The organism is Microcoleus sp. PH2017_28_MFU_U_A (genome assembly GCF_020738035.1).
Classification (GTDB): domain Bacteria; phylum Cyanobacteriota; class Cyanobacteriia; order Cyanobacteriales; family Microcoleaceae; genus Microcoleus.
This window is the reverse complement of sequence record NZ_JAEQCX010000027.1, coordinates 101319-119050: the sequence shown is the minus strand read 5'-3', so window position 1 is coordinate 119050 and position 17732 is coordinate 101319. Positions and strand designations below refer to the sequence as shown.

Annotated in this window: 20 protein-coding genes; 6 read left to right on the top strand and 14 right to left on the bottom strand. The window is 44.9% G+C overall.

Going from position 1 to position 17732, the window contains the following annotated elements; genetic code table 11:
• Positions 1-77: 77 nt before the first annotated feature.
• The 3 genes from JGK14_RS03860 to JGK14_RS03850 form a co-directional block, all read right to left on the bottom strand.
• A complete protein-coding gene (locus JGK14_RS03860) occupies positions 78-362 on the bottom strand; it encodes a hypothetical protein (protein WP_325314777.1) in 285 nt (94 codons plus the stop codon).
• An 8-nt stretch (positions 363-370) separates the two neighbouring features.
• Positions 371-1951 carry an SDR family NAD(P)-dependent oxidoreductase gene (locus tag JGK14_RS03855; RefSeq protein ID WP_325314776.1) on the bottom strand — a complete coding sequence of 527 codons (1581 nt, stop codon included), beginning with the start codon at positions 1949-1951 and terminating at the stop codon, positions 371-373.
• A gap of 328 nt (positions 1952-2279) precedes the next feature.
• Positions 2280-2879 carry a cytochrome b/b6 domain-containing protein gene (locus JGK14_RS03850; protein ID WP_325314775.1) on the bottom strand — a complete coding sequence of 200 codons (600 nt, stop codon included), beginning with the start codon at positions 2877-2879 and terminating at the stop codon, positions 2280-2282.
• A gap of 659 nt (positions 2880-3538) precedes the next feature.
• Between JGK14_RS03850 and JGK14_RS03845 the strand changes: the two genes are divergently transcribed.
• Entirely contained in the window at positions 3539-4093 is a 555-nt protein-coding gene (locus JGK14_RS03845) for a glutathione S-transferase family protein (RefSeq protein WP_293178452.1), read from the top strand.
• Between the two features lie 159 nt (positions 4094-4252).
• On the opposite strand, the gene JGK14_RS03840 is transcribed toward JGK14_RS03845, so the two are convergent.
• The 3 genes from JGK14_RS03840 to JGK14_RS03830 form a co-directional block, all read right to left on the bottom strand.
• Positions 4253-4390, bottom strand: coding sequence for a photosystem II reaction center protein K (locus JGK14_RS03840; RefSeq protein WP_293149949.1), 138 nt, complete (start codon positions 4388-4390; stop codon positions 4253-4255).
• Positions 4391-4450: 60 nt separating this feature from the next.
• Positions 4451-5581: a tRNA guanosine(34) transglycosylase Tgt gene (gene tgt / locus JGK14_RS03835; RefSeq protein WP_293178449.1), complete on the bottom strand. Its 1131-nt coding sequence runs from the start codon at positions 5579-5581 to the stop codon at positions 4451-4453.
• 233 nt (positions 5582-5814) lie between these two features.
• Positions 5815-6261 (bottom strand): hypothetical protein, encoded by a 447-nt coding sequence (locus JGK14_RS03830; RefSeq protein WP_293178446.1) that lies wholly within the window; start codon positions 6259-6261, stop codon positions 5815-5817.
• A 548-nt stretch (positions 6262-6809) separates the two neighbouring features.
• Between JGK14_RS03830 and cobS the strand changes: the two genes are divergently transcribed.
• On the top strand, positions 6810-7604 hold the full coding sequence (gene cobS, locus JGK14_RS03825; RefSeq protein WP_293327093.1) for an adenosylcobinamide-GDP ribazoletransferase: 795 nt from the start codon (positions 6810-6812) through the stop codon (positions 7602-7604).
• Here cobS and JGK14_RS03820 read toward each other — a convergent pair.
• The 4 genes from JGK14_RS03820 to JGK14_RS03805 all read right to left on the bottom strand — a co-directional run bounded on the left by JGK14_RS03820 (position 7601) and on the right by JGK14_RS03805 (position 11270).
• Positions 7601-8227: a hypothetical protein gene (locus JGK14_RS03820; RefSeq protein WP_293178440.1), complete on the bottom strand. Its 627-nt coding sequence runs from the start codon at positions 8225-8227 to the stop codon at positions 7601-7603. The genes cobS and JGK14_RS03820 overlap by 4 nt on opposite strands.
• A 196-nt stretch (positions 8228-8423) precedes the next feature.
• Positions 8424-10484, bottom strand: a complete 2061-nt coding sequence (locus JGK14_RS03815; protein WP_293226486.1) for a beta-propeller domain-containing protein — start codon at positions 10482-10484, stop codon at positions 8424-8426.
• Positions 10485-10620: 136 nt separating this feature from the next.
• Positions 10621-11013, bottom strand: a complete 393-nt coding sequence (locus tag JGK14_RS03810; RefSeq protein ID WP_293226488.1) for a type II toxin-antitoxin system VapC family toxin — start codon at positions 11011-11013, stop codon at positions 10621-10623.
• Positions 11013-11270 carry a FitA-like ribbon-helix-helix domain-containing protein gene (locus JGK14_RS03805; protein ID WP_293226491.1) on the bottom strand — a complete coding sequence of 86 codons (258 nt, stop codon included), beginning with the start codon at positions 11268-11270 and terminating at the stop codon, positions 11013-11015. Before JGK14_RS03805 ends, JGK14_RS03810 begins: the two co-directional genes overlap by 1 nt.
• Before the next feature lie 90 nt (positions 11271-11360).
• Here JGK14_RS03805 and JGK14_RS03800 point away from each other — a divergent pair, with 90 nt between their 5' ends.
• Positions 11361-11660: a hypothetical protein gene (locus JGK14_RS03800; protein WP_293189879.1), complete on the top strand. Its 300-nt coding sequence runs from the start codon at positions 11361-11363 to the stop codon at positions 11658-11660.
• 196 nt (positions 11661-11856) lie between these two features.
• Positions 11857-12024 (top strand): hypothetical protein, encoded by a 168-nt coding sequence (locus JGK14_RS03795; RefSeq protein ID WP_293178434.1) that lies wholly within the window; start codon positions 11857-11859, stop codon positions 12022-12024.
• Between the two features lie 273 nt (positions 12025-12297).
• Here the strand turns inward: JGK14_RS03795 and JGK14_RS03790 are convergent, their stop codons facing one another.
• Positions 12298-14046: a hypothetical protein gene (locus tag JGK14_RS03790; protein ID WP_293219737.1), complete on the bottom strand. Its 1749-nt coding sequence runs from the start codon at positions 14044-14046 to the stop codon at positions 12298-12300.
• 374 nt (positions 14047-14420) lie between these two features.
• On the opposite strand from JGK14_RS03790, the gene JGK14_RS03785 reads away from it, so the two are divergent.
• Together JGK14_RS03785 and JGK14_RS03780 are read left to right on the top strand one after the other, a co-directional pair.
• Positions 14421-14654 carry a hypothetical protein gene (locus tag JGK14_RS03785; protein ID WP_293149962.1) on the top strand — a complete coding sequence of 78 codons (234 nt, stop codon included), beginning with the start codon at positions 14421-14423 and terminating at the stop codon, positions 14652-14654.
• A gap of 44 nt (positions 14655-14698) precedes the next feature.
• Positions 14699-14914, top strand: coding sequence for a hypothetical protein (locus JGK14_RS03780; RefSeq protein ID WP_293178495.1), 216 nt, complete (start codon positions 14699-14701; stop codon positions 14912-14914).
• 618 nt (positions 14915-15532) lie between these two features.
• Here JGK14_RS03780 and JGK14_RS03775 read toward each other — a convergent pair.
• The 3 genes from JGK14_RS03775 to JGK14_RS03765 form a co-directional block, all read right to left on the bottom strand.
• Positions 15533-16609 carry an RNA-guided endonuclease InsQ/TnpB family protein gene (locus JGK14_RS03775; RefSeq protein WP_293212144.1) on the bottom strand — a complete coding sequence of 359 codons (1077 nt, stop codon included), beginning with the start codon at positions 16607-16609 and terminating at the stop codon, positions 15533-15535.
• A 219-nt stretch (positions 16610-16828) separates the two neighbouring features.
• Positions 16829-17485: a hypothetical protein gene (locus tag JGK14_RS03770; protein ID WP_293178424.1), complete on the bottom strand. Its 657-nt coding sequence runs from the start codon at positions 17483-17485 to the stop codon at positions 16829-16831.
• A gap of 33 nt (positions 17486-17518) precedes the next feature.
• Complete coding sequence (locus JGK14_RS03765) at positions 17519-17713, bottom strand: hypothetical protein (protein WP_293178421.1); 195 nt, start codon at positions 17711-17713, stop codon at positions 17519-17521.
• Positions 17714-17732: the final 19 nt, after the last annotated feature.

Here is a 17732-nt window from a genome sequence, read left to right as displayed (position 1 = left end):
GTTCTATTATACTATGTTTTGCTGATAGAATCAGGAAGATTCAAAGAAAATTAAAGCCGTCCTAGAAGGACGGGGTTTTAAACCCAATTTTCTGATAAAGGAGCAGCCACAGCAAACAACCAACCTCCCATCACCAAAACTTCTACAACCATTAATACGATATTTCTGTTCATTTTTTCATTAAGAGCGATCGGACTATTATTCTTGTTACCATTTTTTACGGATTGGTTATTGAAAAAAGTCTTCTTCACATTTCTAGTCAGAGCAACTTCTGCTTCAGCTTCTGCACTAATTGGCTGACATTCTTCACTTTCACCACAAAGAAGAAAGAAATAAGAAATAAATAAAATTTTAATCCCCAATCCCCAACTTACCTAGAATTCAGAGTGACAGGTTCCTGATAATTAGAAGTGTAACCTGGTAAAACTTTTATACTCGGTTGGGCGACTCGTAACGTTAAAGAAAGACGAACTTTGCCACTTCTATTATAAATCGAACGATGTACAAGTTGATCGGTAAATAAAATAAACTCACCGGGTTTTAAAACTACCGGAATCGCCTTCTCTTCAACTTCATTGGGAACTCGAAAAAAATGATTCCCACTAAAGAAATCGGTAATTTTGACTTGACATTTTTTGAGGTCACTTTTCGAGATATATTCAAACCCGTTTGTCTCCGTTACTTCTGTTAAACCAATATAAATATTAATTGTTTTTCCCTCCCCAGTCAGTAAATTAGGATAAATATCTCGATGCCAAAAAGGAATTAATTGACGTGAGGGATAATTGACCCATAATTCTGACCGCCATAATTGTAAATTGTCTCCTAAATAAGCTGTCAGTATTTTCAATAAATTATCATCTTGACACAGGTGCAACACCGCAGCCGAATCTAAATGTCTTTCCATATAGAATTGGCCTTTGTAACATTGAACCAGCAGTAACATAATTGAACCAAATTGGCACCTCAAAAGGGCTTTTAATGCCTGAGTCAATAAAACTTTAACGGGCGGTTTTGGTAAAACTTCCTTAAAGATACGATCGCAAATAGTCGCGAGTTCATCCTGATTCAACTTGAGATCGTAAGGCCCCCATATCCCATCAGTAGCATCATAATTATTTCTTTGTTTCTGGACGGATTGATTGCAGCCAGTCCATAATAAACTTTTTTCCCATAACTGTTGGCATAAATCATTATTTTGTGCTAATACAGGTAATGTTATTTCTTGTCCTGTTCGACCTAAAAATTTACCTGCGATCAACTCAAATTCTGGAGAATTTGCACATAAGAGACTGCTATAAGCTCCGTTTTCTGGACTAATTCCTAAACCGAGATATTTGCTCAAACGATGACCGATGGTAATATTAGATTGGACAAAACCTGGATGAACTGCGTTAACTGTGACATTGGTTAATTTTTGGGCAAGTTGTCTGGTTAAGAGCAACAGGCAAAGTTTTGACTGGTTATATGATTCGATAAAATTTAAGGGTGTTTTTTTGACAAATAAATCCCACTTAATTTGAGTTGGTTTTAATGCTAAATCTGAGGAGACGAAAATCACGCGACTTGAGGGAAAATCTGGTATTTTAGATAATAATAAATAAGTCAGAAGAAAATGACCTAAATAATTTGTTCCCCAAATCAACTCAAATCCTTCTTGAGTCATGCCTCTGGCGTCGAATATTCCGGCATTATTGACGAGGATATGTAAGGGCAAATTTCGGTCTTGAAATAGCTTGACACAGTGACGCACTGACTCTAAGGAGGCGAGATTTAAGGGTAAATATTCTATATTGGGATTTCCAGTGGTTTCACGGATGTAGGCGATCGCGTTTGTCGCTTTTTTCTGGGATCGGCAAGCAATAAAGACATGATGTCCTAATTTAGCTAAACCTAAAGATGTCATTAAACCAACACCGGAATTACCACCTGTAACGAGACAAACTTGCATAAATTAATTGATTTTTGAGGTTGTTGGGAGTTATTATAGCCTTTGTCAGAAAGATGAGGTACGTTGTTGGGCTTCAGCCCTTCTTAGTTTAGTGGTTTTATAAGCTGTCAGTCATACCTCATTTTTTTGAGAAAGGCTATAGCCTTTCTCAGAAATATAAAGTATAGCTGACTATAAATGGAGTTTTTGATTCGGCATTGCTTACTAGATAATAAATATAAGAGGGCTTAAGCCCAACAACATACCTCATTACCTTTACGATCACTTGTTAAATAGTTTGGTCTGTGGTGATTTTACCAGAAATAATGCACAATCAATGGGTTCTCGATTAAGAGCGATCGACAAAAGAGCGAATTTTCCGCCACCAAACAGCCGGTGAATCCTCCGGGCGGTATTTGCGATCGAACATCGACAAAATTAGGGGCCAACCTCCCACCTTCGCACTCATCAACAAGTGTATTAGCAGACAAAACACCAATACCACCCAACCAGAGAGGTGCAAATAATACCAAACCTGTGTCAAATCCCCAGCCGGCAGCCATTCTTCCTTAACCATACTGCCAGATGCGATCGCAAAAGTGAGCGCTAACAACATCAAAGTATTCACAATCCGGTGCAAACTGTACCACCAAATCGGTTTTCCCAACTGCGCCAGTTTGGCAAAAGAATCTTGCTGCACCAACCGTCTTTGACCTGCATGGAAACTATACAATGCAAAAGCAGGCATCACTCCTAACAGCAACAGCTTGCCAAAAGTGCCGTGAATCCCGATAATGTCTGCAATCCGAGGCACGGGGACTTTCCCGAAGCGCCCGTCATAGGTGTTGTACACTATAAATGCGCTCAAAATTGATAAAAAGGCGATCGCAGCGTTAGCCCCGTGCAGTAATCTCAGCAGCAATGGTTGGTAAGGTCGAGATTGTGGCATTCTGAATTTTGTGACTTGATAAATAGTCTGCCATATAATACAGCTAATCCCGGCATTTTTCAACAGTCAATTGTGAAACAAATGTGACGTAAAAATGAATGAATTATGAAATATTGCTATTTTACTAAAGTTTAGTGTAAACTAAAACAGTCGATTAGAATATTGTAATTATAACATCTCATAGTTAACAAAAATGGATGGCAGAATCTTGTTTTTACACTTAACAGAAGTGCCATTAGTTATGGGTCAGTAATCGGTAGCGCTGTCCCCGGCTCGCGAACGTTATTAGTCATTAGTCAGTAATCGGTAGCGCTGTCCCCGGCTCGCGAACGTTATTAGTCATTAGTCAGTAATCGGTAGCGCTGTCCCCGAAAAGTGAACGTTATTAGTCATTAGTCGTTTTCCCCACCGTAACATCGGGAGCATCTCAGTTTTGCAAGAAGCATTTTTTATGGTAGGTAGTGCGAGCTTAAGAGCTCGCACTGTAAATGCAAAACTGAGATGATCCCGTAACATCAGCATTCTCAGAAGGTTCTAATTTCAAATGGCTAATTCCCAATCAACAACTATCAACTGACAACTATCAACTATCAACTATCAACTGTCAACTGACCAAAAATGCTATAACAACAATATTGCATTACAAGGATAAAAATTCCGTGCTAAAACTTTACGGCCAAGGTCGCAGTAGGGCCTCAATTGTCAAGTGGTATCTCGAAGAAATAGCGGTTCCTTACGAATTCGTCTTGCTGGATATGCAAGCAGCGGAACACTTGCAGCCTGAGTTTCTGGAAATTAACCCGATCGGCAAAGTACCAGCTATTGTGGACGGAGATTTTAAACTTTGGGAGTCCGGGGCAATTTTGCTGTATTTAGCTCAAAAATATGGTAAGATGCCGGACACTGTGGAAAAACAAGCCGAAATCGTGCAGTGGGTCATCTTTGCTAACGCCACTCTCGGCCCGGGAATATTTGTCGAAGCCAGCCGCGATCGCGAAACCCCGAAATTGTTACAACCATTAAATAGCATTTTCGAGAAACAGCAGTTTTTAATGGGCGATGAATTCGGTGTCGCTGACGCAGCAGTCGGATCGATGTTGATTTACATTCCGATGATGCTACAAGTCGATCTCAGTCCTTACCCGGCTGTTTTAGATTACATGAAGCGCATCTCAGAAAGACCGGCATTTAAAATTGCGATGGGCCAGGGCTAAACATAGCATATCAAAATTATTCAGCTCTCTGGGCTCTTTCTCTGCGTTCTCTGCGGTTAAATAATTCCAAAATAACCGTAAACGAGATCGGCTCAAAAACTCAACAGCTAAAAGCAGGGGCAATTGGTAAATTGCCCCTGCTTTTTAATGAAATGAAACTTATCTGAACCCGACAGCCGCTTGCCAGACAAAAGCCAGCAGCAAGAAAAACACGGGAATCACTGGCAAAACATTAATCAAAGGATCAAAGATCGCATAAGCTTCGGGGAGTTTAGCCAACAGTAATGCAGCTTCCATGAATCAACCTACCTATCCAACACAATTTTAATAATTGTCGCATATCTTCACCAAAGCCAATCAAGATCGATCGACAGTTGGTGCCAGCCAGTGGGCAAACTCTTCAGTAAATCGATCGGCCAAAATCGCCTCCCGCATCCTCCCAGTAAAGCGAATCAACTCTGTCACGTTGTGCAGCGCCAGCAAAGTATAGCTGAGTGCTTCCTTAGCCCGCGCCAAATGTGCCAAATAAGCCCGGCTGAATTTTTGGCAGGTATAGCAAGGACAAGACTCATCCAGCGGAGCAAAATCCTCCCGAAACCGAGCATTTTTCAAATTCCAGCGTTCCCCACGCACAAAAGCCGTGCCGTGACGGCCCAGCCGAGTCGGAATCACGCAGTCAAACATATCTACGCCACTCGCCACAGCCAAGGCCATTTCGCGATAGGTGCCAATCCCCATCAAATAACGGGGTTTATTTGCCGGTAACAGGGGCGCAGTAACTCTCACAATATCTGCGATCAAATCCCCCGATTCGCCGACGCTAACTCCGCCGATCGCATAACCGGGCAAATCCAAGTCTACCAACTGGTTCGCCGCGCGCGATCGCAAATCTGGGAAAACGCCCCCCTGGACGATACCGAACAAAGCTTGCTCCGGGCGTGAGTGAGCTTGCATACAGCGTTGCAGCCAGCGGTAAGTGCGATCTGTGGCCGCCTCCACCTCGTCCCGTGTAGCGGGGTAAGGCGGACACTCATCGAAGGCCATAATCACGTCAGCGCCCAACTCGTTCTGAATCTCGATCGACTTTTCCGGCGTTAAATTAATGATGCGGCCGTCGCGGGGAGCTCGAAAAGTCACCCCATTCTCAGAAATAGTCCGCATTTGGCTCAAGCTAAACACCTGAAAGCCGCCCGAATCCGTCAGAATCGGGCCAGGCCAAGCCATGAATTTGTGCAATCCGCCCGCGCCGGCGACAATCGCTTCCCCGGGCTGCAAGTGCAAATGATAAGTATTTGCCAAAACCATTTGAGAACCTGCGTCCTCAAGATGTGCCGGTGTCAAGGTTTTGACATTAGCCAGCGTCCCCACCGGCATAAATTTAGGCGTTTCCACAATACCGTGGGGAGTCGCAAAAACCCCTGCACGTGCTTGGGTATGGCTGCAATTAGCCTGACATTTAAAAGAAAATTTTGCCTTGTCTTCAGTCATTAGTCACCGTCGATCGTTAACCGCTACTGGGCAGTCCGTGTTATGTAATCTATTGTTGTTGACATCGCGACAAAAAAAACCATTACCCCGCCCAAAAACAGAGACAAGTTTCCGACAATCGTCGTGGAGAGCAAAAAATTTTAGACCTTAACTCTACCTCCCAGATTCAAAGCTGCGAGGAAATCTAAAATCTAAAATCTAAAATCTAAAATCTAAAATCGACTGACTGACGATTAAAACGGAGAATCATCCTCATCCAATTGCAGATCCCAATTTCCTGAGAGTACCTGATCGACCACCGCATCCAACGCCGCAGCATTTAAATTGCGGGCGACTTGTTCTTGCAAGGGATTGGAGAGAGGAATTAACCGCAACTGCCGTCCATCTTGCATCAGGTCAAAATAAGAACCTTCTTCTGGGGAGTGTTTCAGTTCCAGGTAATCAAAACTATATACGTTCAAATAAAGCGCGTGGTTGGCAATCAGGGTAGAACGATCGGGGTTGGCGAAGACTTCGAGCACATAACCTTCCCCTTCGCTGTAAATCTTGCCATCTTGGATGTGAAGGTAGCGGACACGTCCTAAATCAAACAGCAATCTTTTGATATCGCGCTTGTTGACGACAATGCCTGTATCGATGATGCAAGGAGCAACTACCCTGTTATTTAATTGGTCACTCATGGAGCAAAAGCCTCTGTTGTAATATGTTCCCGACTTGGAAATCAGGGAGTTAGCTAGAATTCTGGATACGGGAAACGCGGATCTTAAGTTTAGCCATTTTAGATTGGGATCTTCGGGATCGCTGCCGGCAGAGGTTTTCCGGGGAAAAGAGCTCGGGCAGGAGGAATGCCCGATCCAAAGGACTAGGCTGTTACAATTCCAATTCTGGCACAGGCTAATGGATTAGCAACCGCATACAACATGAAAAATTTTCTACCTTATCAAAAAATTGGGTTGAAAACCCCGTCCTTATAGGACGGCTTTTTGCCATTGTTAAGTAAAATAACAAATCCATCTTCACAAATGAAGATGGTAGAATAAACAGATCAGACAAGATTTAAAAACCTACCCCCTCCCGGTGGGAAAGTCTACGCCTAAAACATTTTTGAGGAGATATGATTACGCACTTAAGCGTGCAAACGTAGTCAGCCTGGGAACCCTAGCAATAGGGATATTTTGACAGAAATGTCTTAAGAATCCCCGTACCTTGATAGTCGGGGAGTGTCAAGATGGATGATAAATTGGTTCGCTCTACGATCGACTTTTTCCGGAATCAAGGTGCTGCCATCGCAGCGGCCGTCGCTTTTTATACTTGCTTGCCGGTACCGATGTCTTGGACTTTGGAGTTTCGGGGCATTGCTCGCTTGGCACCGGCGATCGGGCTTTTGATTGGTGGGATGCTGGGAATCGCGGATTTTGGATTGCAGTTGTTGGGTATGCCTGCTCTGACTCGATCGGCCTTGGTGGTAGTTTTAGGCATCGCGGTGACTGGCGGGCTGCACCTAGACGGGGCGATGGACGCGGCGGACGGGCTGGCAGTCCCCGACCCGGTTCGCAGGCTGGAAGTGATGCGGGACAGCGTTACAGGGGCTTTTGGGGCGATGGCTGCGATCGCGATCGTCCTGCTCAAAACTGCCGCGCTCTCGGACTTGAGTAACTATCGGTGGTTGGCTTTGATGGGTGTGGCGGGTTGGGGGAGGTGGGCCCAACTGGTGGCGATCGCCCGCTATCCGTATCTCCGCCCGGAGGGGAAGGGAGCTTTTCATAAAGAATCGATTTATTCACCTTTTGATTTTATCCCAGGAGTGCTGTTGCTGCTGAGTTTGAGCGTGTTGCAAGTTGTCTTGGAGGGCGATCGCTGGCTGTTGGCGGTGGGGATGGCTTTGGGGGGAAGTGCGATCGGAATTTTTGCCGGAGCCTGGTTTAACCACCGTTTGGGCGGCCACACGGGCGATACTTACGGTGCTGTTGTTGAGTGGACTGAGGCTTTGTTGTTATGTCTGTTGGCGGCATTGCAAGGTTAAATTGTTTCTGAGTTAACAGCACCATTCTGGATCATCCAAACGAAAAAGCTGAGGATTTGCTCGACTGGGGGCAGAGGATAGACGGATAAGTCGATCGTCACAATTTGGTTTTCGAGTTTGATAAATTGCCATTGAATGCCATTACTCACGCTCCCATAGATGATGGGGATGTTTTTTTCTTTGGCTTGATTAAAGCGTTGAGCGGCAACCATTTCGGCAATACATTGACCCAATCCGCTTTTGAGGTCGGTCTTTTTAGCTTCGACAATTACAACGGCGGGGGCTTCAATTTCTAGCACTTCGGACGATCGCGCCAGCAGAAAATCAAACACTCCATTCAGTCCGACAGCTTCGTCGATCGTGAAATCTTCGCCGGAGAAAAGGCTAATTTGGCGATCGAGAATCCGCCTCACTTCCAGCAGCACCGGATAGATAATCCCTTCCGATCGCGCTTTTTCACTTCCCGATGTAGCGACGATGGGGAGGCTATCTTGGAGGGTGCCGCTGAGGATGTCTGAGGGTGCGATCGGGCTTAGCGGAGGTATAAAGCGAGTTCCTTCTTGGACTGTCAGACCGAAAGCTTGTTTCGCTTTGGCGATCGTAGTAAATTGACTGTATGGCATGATTTTTTCTACTTCACCATTATAGGTTTTGTTTCGCTATTAATTACTGTAAATGATATTAATGGGGGTTACAATTCTCCTCGAACGGCACGGTGTTGCAAGGGAAATAAGTCATCGAGTTGAGTGACGGATTATTGGTCTGGTTGTCCAGTTTTGTCGAGTACATTGCGAATCGAAACTCTACCCAACAAAAACTTTACCGCACACCCCACACTACAATTTCCCGAGCGCTGCTCACAAGAGTTTGCCCATCCGAGCTGATGGCAACGGATTTAACCTCGTGTGAATGTCCTTCGAGAGTTCTAATCAATTCCCCGGTGTGCAGGCTCCAAACTTTAATAGTGTTGTCATCACTTCCACTCACAATAGTTTGCCCATCAGGGCTGATGGCGACGGAATTAACTGATCGTGAATGTCCTGCAAAAGTTCTGTTCAATACCCCGGTGTGCAGATTCCAGACTTTAATTGTTTTGTCGTAACCCCCACCCCCGCTGACAAGGGTTTGCCCATCCGGGCTAATGGCTATGGAACTAATTAAATCTGAATGTCCTGCAAAAGTTCCGATCGATTCCCCGGTTTCCATATTCCAAACTTCGAGGGTGTTCTGGCAATCTCCACTAACGAAAGTTTGCCCGTCCGGGCTGATGGCAACGCAATTAACCCCGTGTGAATTTCCTACAAGGGTTTTGCTCAATTCCCCTGTGTGTAGATTCCATACTTTGATGGTGTCCCAACCGCCACTCACCAGAGTTAGCCCATTCGGAGTGATGGCAATAGAATTAACCTGGTGTGAATGTCCTTCAAGAGTTCTGATCAATTCCCCAGTATCCAGATTCCAGATTTTGATGGTTTTGTAACTCCCACTCGCAATAGTTAGCCCATCCGGGCTGATGGCTGCGGAATTAACTGCATCTGAATGTCCTTCAAGAGTTCTGATCGATTCCCCTGTGTCCAGATTCCAGACTTTGATTGTTTTGTCCCTACTCGCACTCACAAGAGTTCCCCCATCTGGGCTGATGGCAACAGAATTAACTACGTCTGAATGTTCTCCAAAGGTTCTGATCAATTCCCTGGCTTGCAGATTCCATACTTTGATGGTTTGGTCGTAACCCCCACTCACAAGAGTTTGCCCATCTGTGCCGATCGTTACGGAATAAATTGAGCTTGAATGTCCTTCGAGAGTTCCGATCAATTCCCCGGTGTGCAGCTTCCAGATTTTGATAGTTTTGTCCCAACTCGCACTCACAAGAGTTTGCCCGTCCGGGCTGATGACGGCGCAATTAACGCTCATTGAATGTCCTGAAAGGGTTCTGGTTAATTCTCCCCTATGCAGATTCCAGACTTTGATAGTACGGTCTCCACTCCCACTCACAAGAGTTTGCCCATCCGGGCTGATGGCAACGGAATAAACTGAGTTTGAAGGTTCTGCAAACGTTCTGATTAATTTCCCGGTGTGCAGATTCCAGACTTTGATTGTTTTGTCCCTACTCGCACTCACCAAAGTTTGTCCATTCGGGCTGATGGCGACGGATGTAACCTCGTCTGAATGTCCTTCGAGAGTTCTGATCGATTCCCCTGTGTGCAGATTCCAGACTGTAATATTGTCCCCACTCCCACTCACAAGAGTTTGCCCATCTGTGCTGATGGCTACGGAATAATTTAAATCTCCTGCAAAAGTTCTGATTAATTCCCCAGTGTCCAGGTTCCAGACTTTAATATTGTCCCAACCCCCACTTACAAGAGTTTGCCCATCCGAGCTGATGGCAACGGAATAAACCGCGTGTGAATGTCCTTCAAGAGTTCTGATCGATTCCCCTGTGTCCAGATTCCAGACTTTAATTGTTGTGTCGTCACTTGCACTAACAATCGTTCGTCCATCAGGGCTGATAGCGACGGAATTAACCGAACTTGAATGCCAATCAAAATTACTTTTATACAAGCGCTCAAAAAGTCGCCAGGGATTGTACTCTTGTAAAATCTGTTTAACTCTCGGCTCTGTCCTTTCCCGCAATAGCCGATATGCAGCTCTTTGTACCTGGTCTGATTCATCCTGCAAAACCCGAATCACCAAATCTAAACCAGCTTCTCCATACTTGGGCGCATCTAAAACGGCAGCAATTCGTTGCTCGACAACTGCACTCGCCAAGCGCATCTTTACACCTTCGATGCCTCCCAAAACAGCGGCGTTAGTTGGCATTGGAGCCTCACTGCCAAGGACAGCATCGTATTCTCTAGCTTCATTAGGATTTTGTGTCATAGCACTTTTACCAGTTGACTATACAAAATTTGATTAAACTTAACTACTGTTTTTGAAGCTTTTAGCGCTCTTTCAACGATAACTTTTAACCAATTTAACAAATCACGGTATGCCGACCTTTTGACAGGCATCATCGTTATTCTAAAAGCTGGACTCGATCGGGAAACTTTGCCGCTAGTTTGCGATCGAACGTAATCACTTGAACTTCCTCCCGAATTGCCACCGCGACAAATAACGCATCATAAAACGAATGATTGGCCCCGACTGCTAGCTCCAAAGCAATCTCTCGAACCTGAGCGCTAGGGACAATCTTATCGATTAATGCCTCTGCATCGTCTAGCACCTCTAGCCCTGTTTCAATTGGCAACTGCCGAAACTGAATCCATTGCCATACCACATTACCCAACTCGGCAAATAGCGAATCGGGCACAATAATCTGCTCTGCTGTCTCTAAGGCTGCGATCGCCTGCTCGTGATGATTCTCCACCCGCAACAGCGCATAAGCGAACACCATTGTATCAATTACCATCAGGGTCGTCCTTGCTCTTTCCAGTCTTGCAGTTGGCTAGCCGTTTGCACCGGCAGAATGTCCCAACGCCGACGGATGCGATCGATCACCGCGCCCCGCTGCACATAACGGCTTTGTAGCAGATCGCGAATTTCCTGCTCCATCGAAACTCCCTTTTGTTCCGCAAGCCGTTTGATGCGATCGACCAATTGATCTGGCACATTGCGAATCGTAATTGTTGCCATATTGCCTCTAGTATCGAAAGGAATATTCATCATTATGCTAGCAAAGTGCTGTCATTGCCTTCCTGTTTCTTGGCAATTGCTGCGTTAAATTATATAAAGCTAACCTCAATTTTTCATAAAGCTATGGAATACTTGATTGCTGCGATCGTCCTCGGAATGCTAATTTGGGCTGGGATCGAGATTGTCCAAACAGTCCGCAACTGGGAACCGAATCAATCTGAGTTTAACAGGAAGATGCAAGCCGAAATGGGCCAGTACGAAGCTAATGGTTTTGTAGCTGACGGCGCGATCGACTCTGGGGCGAAAACAGTCGGACACGCACTCCACGCCAGCCACTGTGCCGCCGAAGCCGCGGGTTGCGAAACTGCTCCAAGTGCGATCGCCCATGCTGCTGAAAGCTTATCGCACCTGCTGCACCATTAAGCAGGGCGATCGGGTAAAAAACATCATAGTCTCTTGGCAGCTTTGGAAGGTTGATTAACAGTTAAAATGAAGTCCACTCCTAGCTGACTAAAGAATAAATGTGAAAATTCCCACTCAACTGCGACAATTTTCATCCCATTTGCTGTTAATTACCGCGCTAGATCAGATCCAGAAAACCTCAACCTTTTAAAAAGCTATGGAATATTTAATTGGTGCGATCGTCCTCGGAATGTTGATTTGGGCCGGTATCGATATTGTGCATACCATCCGCAACTGGGAACTCAATCGCTCCGAAATCAACCAAAAAATTCAAGCTGAAATGGTCAAAGAGACATATTGCTGTCAATTTTGGGATTCTGAATAAGCACATAAAGTATAAAGTATCGTTCTGACGTATAGCGGTTCTCACAAAGATTCGCGGACGTTGTTGGGAAGAGAGCCCTCTTGGTTTAAGCGGTTATATAAGCTGTCAGTTATACCTCATCTTTTTGAGAAAGGCTATACCATTTATTGGCTGGTGCGTCAGCTTCAAAATTGTTAGTTTTTGGCAAAAATAATGCGAACTGACGCACCCTACTGATTCGGGTACTTAATGAATGGAAAATTTTAATTAAAATTTTCCATTCATTTATCATTTTTACCCCTTAGCCTCAACCCAAACCGTCATCCCCTCAACCCTCAAACCTTTGCCGCGAGTGCCGCAATATTGACCGTTAGAACCAACAGGAGTATCACCCACATTTTGAATGTGAGCGGTGTAAAATACATCGTAATTATCAGCTTTCACCCCAGTCAGCCGTGCTGCAAATCCTTCAATGCGCTTGGCTTTACCCCGGAAACCGGCTAATTCCCCTTCCTCAATCCAAGCAGTATCGCCAACTCCTTCAACGTGAGCCATGTACTGCAAATTTAAACCGGGAACCGGAGGCTCTATTTTAATTTGAAAACCTTCGACTCGGCGGCCTTGAGCTTTAGTACCGGCGTATTCTTTATCGCTAAAAGTGCGATCGCCAATTCCTTGAATGTGCGCCAACACTTTTAAACCCACAGGCGTCGCAACTTGAGAACTCGCAGACGGCGCAATCCAAACCTTGATCCCTTCTATTCTCAAACCTTTGCCGCGAGTGCCGCAATATTCGCCGTTGGAGGACACGTTGGTGTCGCCGATATTCTGAATGTGAGCAGTATAGAATACGTCATACTTATCAGCTTGCGGCCCGCTCAACCGCACGGCAAATCCTTCAATTCGTTTCGCTTGACCGCGAAAACCGGCTAATTCCCCTTCGCCAATCCAAGGGGTATCGCCAACACCTTCGACATGAGCCATATACTCGACTGTTAAGCCAGGAATTTGTGGCTCAATATTAATTTGAAATCCTTCAACGCGGAGGCCTTTACCTTTAGTGCCGGCGTATTCTTGAGCGCTAAAAGTGCGATCGCCAATTCCTTGAATGTGCGCCAACACTTTCAATCCCAAACCGCCCTCTACTGGCACTTGTTGAATCTCGCGAGGTGCCCCAAACACAATGTTGCCGAAACCGGTTGCTTGGAGGGATTTAGGTACTTCCACGCTAGGAACGATAATCACCTCGTGCATGGGCGCCGTCGTGGCGGGGGATTCCAAAATTTGGATTTGTGGTGCAACTGTAACTTGTTTCGGCGCCGCATTTCCCGAGGGGATGATAATAACTTCCGGTAGAGGTTCGGTGCTGATTTTTGGTTCGGTTGCTGCTTGAAATACGGGCTCGACTTTCGCAGGTGCTGCTTTTACCATCTGCGAAACGGTTAATTTGCCTCTGGAAATGGCGACGGCTATTTGTTTCCCAAAAGCGGCGCTGACTGTTTCTTCGAGGATCACCCACTGTTCGTCATCTAGTTTGTCTTGCTGCTCCACCAGGGCGAGCACTGCTGCAACTGGGTGTTTGCCGCCCACTAAGGATTCTGCGTCGGAATGCAGTTGAGTTGGGGCGGATTCGGAAATGGCGCGGTGAAGTTCCCGAGCTCTGCCATGAACTGATTGTAAGGGCGCGAAGTCGCTTTGTTCGCGGTGGGCGATCGCCAATACTCGATCGAGCACTTTCAAAGCTGCATCGCGAATTCCTGCTTTACCAGCGGAAGCTGTGGCTGTCTCGACTAAGTTTTGAATGTCTTTGAGGGAAGCAATTTCCCCTGGGGCGAGGGCGGATTTATTGAGTTCGAGTGCTTTTTTTTGGACTTCTGCAAAGTTTCGGCTGTAGGCGCTAATTTCTTGAAGTAAGCTGTCCGAGGGAGGAAAGCCCGAGTCTTGCAGTTGTTTGGCTGCTTGGGAGAGTCGATCGGCTAAATTAGCATAAGTTTCCGATAATCTGGCTATTTGTTGTAACAAATCTTTAAGTGGTGCTTCCATAGGTCTTGCCGTAAATATTTAACTTGCTGATTATAGACGGTGAGAGCCTTCTGAAGGTAGAAGGTAGTAGTCATGAGTCATGAGTCATCAGTCATGAGTCATGAGTCATGAGTCATGAGTCATCAGTCATTAGTCAAAGGGAATAAGAAAAATGCTCCCCCCTCTCCCCCTCTCCCCCTCTCCCATCTCCCCCTCTCCCCTCTCCCCCGCGTGATCCATGTCACACCCGTGCAAACACTTAGTCACACTTTGCGAGTCCGGCTGTCACGGCCGGCCATTAAAAATGTCACACAAATTGAGCAATAGCCGTCACTGCGGAGTCAGTGAAAACCGTTGATACTGAGGCTATTCAACAAATAAAACTCCCAAGTGTTATGGTACTGATTCGCGATCTCGCCCAACAAGCTCTGAGCCTAGGTTATTTAAGTCTTGAAGCCGAAAATCAACTGCGGCGGATGTTAACCACCACAAAGTATGACCTGGAAGACTTAAATGCTTTTATGAATTTGCAACTAGCAGCCATGTCCGGCTTGGTAAAACAAGAGTCTCGCGAACTCAAACAATTTGAAATATTTGGCGAGACCGCCTCGGAAACTGCTTGTTGGTAATTATTTTGCTTTGGACACCTTGAATTTTAGTAAGGAACATTTCGATCGTGCTGATTCGTGAAGTTGTAAAACAAGCTATTGACGCTGGATATCTGAGTTTGGAAGCGGAAAATGAAATGCAGCATATTTTTTCCTCGTCAAAGTGTGATTTGGAAGATTTGAATGCTTTTATGAGCTTGCAGTTAGCTGCGATGGCGGGTCGCGTGCGGCAAGAGTCTTTGGAATTGATGAATTTGCCCAATATTTATGGAAAAAATTAATCCTGTTTATTCAGTCTTTGGGCTGGATAGACAGTGATTATTATGCCTAAAAATTAACTAATATTATAAGTGGATTTTCCCCCTAATTTTTATTATAACGCAATACCGTTCACTTAAGGCAGATTCGCCCTAATCCCCCGATCGAAGCAGTGCAGTTTTATTGTAGGAAAAATAAATCTGAAACTACCGAAAGCATCGCTCAAAGGTCGGGTGGCATATTAGACGCAATTTTCATATTCATAAATAAAGGTACGTAGTTGGGCTTGAGCCTCCTTTATATATATATAAAGAGGGCTAAAGCCCAACTACATACCTAATTATAATGACAATAAAATATCAGACATTACACCCCTGAAATCTTTGACCAAACTAACTAATCTATGGCTAGATGATGATCTAATCGCAAATAAGACTTGTCCCCTCAAACCAGAGTCTATCTGTCTGTTTTAACGGCTGCAAAAAAGTACAGAGCCACGCGAGTTGGGCCCTCGACTATTTGGGACGACTTCGACGCTCCAATACTTTAATTACTGCTATATAAATCCTAGACAAGTCTAGTCATTACTTCTCGTTTCATCGGGGGCATCGGAGCGGCTATCCCTCAACGAGCTTTCAAGGTTAAGCCAACCTTGATATGTTCAGACTGGCATTCAGATCGCGATCGATAGATATGCCACACGAACAACAATCATACGTGCGTTTTTTAAGCGGCATATCTTGAATATTCCCACAACTAGAGCAAGTTTTAGAACTTGGGTACCACCGACTAATTATCATTAGTTCGGAACCAAATTTTCGACACTTATATTTTAGTTGTCGTCTGAATTCATGAAATCCACAGTCAGCAATTGCTTTAGCCAACCTATGATTAGCCATCATTCCTGCTATGTTTAGGTCTTCAATTACTACTTTCGCGTGGTTTTTGCTTAAATAAGTAGTAACGTGATGAAGAGTATTATTGCGGAGATTGGCAATTCGACTGTGTTGACGAGCCACTTTCATTCTCGCTTTAAATCGGCGATTGCTGCCTTTCTTTTTTCTAGATAGTTGTTTTTGCAGTCGCTTCAGTTTCGCAGCCTCTTGGTAGTAATACTTGGGATTTTCAAACACAACTCCTGTCGAAAGTGTAGCTAAAGTTTTCACGCCTAAATCTACACCAACAACTTCATATTGTTTGGCTATTACTTGCTGACTCTGCTCGTAAGCAAAAGATAAATACCAGTCATCAGCAATCCTAGAAATTGTTATTTTAGAAGTAGTAACATTTGGCAATCCTTCAAACGTCCGAATCCAGCCAATTGTAGGCAATTTAATCCTTACCCCGCCAACTCTCATCGGCTTGCCACCAGCATCAAGAGTGAAAGCATCGTGTTGAAACTTCTTTTTAAAATGGGGATAAGCACCCAGTCCTTTAAAGAAACGATCGAACGCATTACCTAATTGGTCGAAAGCATATTGAGTGATCTTTTGACAAATCCCTTTTTCTTTAATCCATTCCAGCTCTGGCTTGACGTAATTATTGAAAAACTTTTTGAGAATATATTTGTTGGGCTTTAATCCATCTTGGTACAAGTTTTGCCAAGTCGCCAAACCCCAATTGTAAGTAAAACGAGCTATTCCAGCCTGTTTACTCATCAATTGTTTTTCGGCACTTGTTAATTTTAACTTTGTCTTGATTGATAACAGCACAAGCATCAATTAAATAACTTTCTCAATAGTACGCTTTGTCGTCTAGGTTTGTCAAGTGTTTCTATTACCTTATTTGTCTAGCCTTTGTCAACCTCCCATCCAATAATTCCGCCAACAAACATGGCCAAGCACAACCTTAATAGTATGCCTAGCCAATTATCGGGAGACCACAAGTTTGCGATCGACAATGTTTTGCTGCAAATACTTAATCTGAAGATTTTAATATTACCGCAGCACGATGTCCGATCGCAATCTCACTGATAAATCTTCTTCCGGGCGAATCACGATCACGTCAACACTGCGCCGCCCCAACAATACTCCCGCTAATGCGCCGATGCCAGCGCCTCCCAATACTTCTTCAGTGGCAATTGCCTTGTCCCCGGTAATGCCTGCTAGGGCTGCTGCTGCTGCTGCGCCTAATGCTGCACCTTGCGCTACTGAACCTGTGCCGGCACCTTTTTGAACTCTTTCGGTTCTGGTAATAACTCCGGAATAGCCATCAATCCGATAGCGTTGGCGGCGGCTGACAATTAACTCTCTGGCAACAAATTGAGTACCCCTTTGATTGCCCCTTCTAACCGGTCGCAATTCCCCGACAATTTGGCTGCCTGCGGGGATTAATACTCTTCCTTGATCTGTGCGGATGTCTCGCGATACGGTTAAAGTTAAAGGTGCAGTTTCATCGCGGGTAACAACAATTTTTTCTTTTTCGTAGCTAACTGGAATTACACTGCCAGACGGAATTCGGATGCTATCATATTGTGAAATTCGTTGTTGAGCTTCTGCGGGAGTAGCTACCACCAGAGGCGCGCTGGTTGCAACTGTAATGCCTACTGCGAGGATTGCTGCTGTTGCTGAGCGCCATTTGTGAGAAGTAATCATATAATTTGTCTCCTTGGTTTTGTTTTGTTTTACTTAGGAATGTACTACTGCTAAATCTGTTTCGCGTTTCGGATTCATTTGATGTTTTAATGATGGCAGGTAGAGATTCTGCAAGTTGGGAAGATAAGGTAGATAATCAAGAATTTTTAATTTTGGCAAAATCTCGAAAATTGGCAAGGCTGGGGCGATCGGGAAGATAAGGAAGATAAAGGAGAGATTGGGATTCATCGTCCTTTTAGCAGTTAAG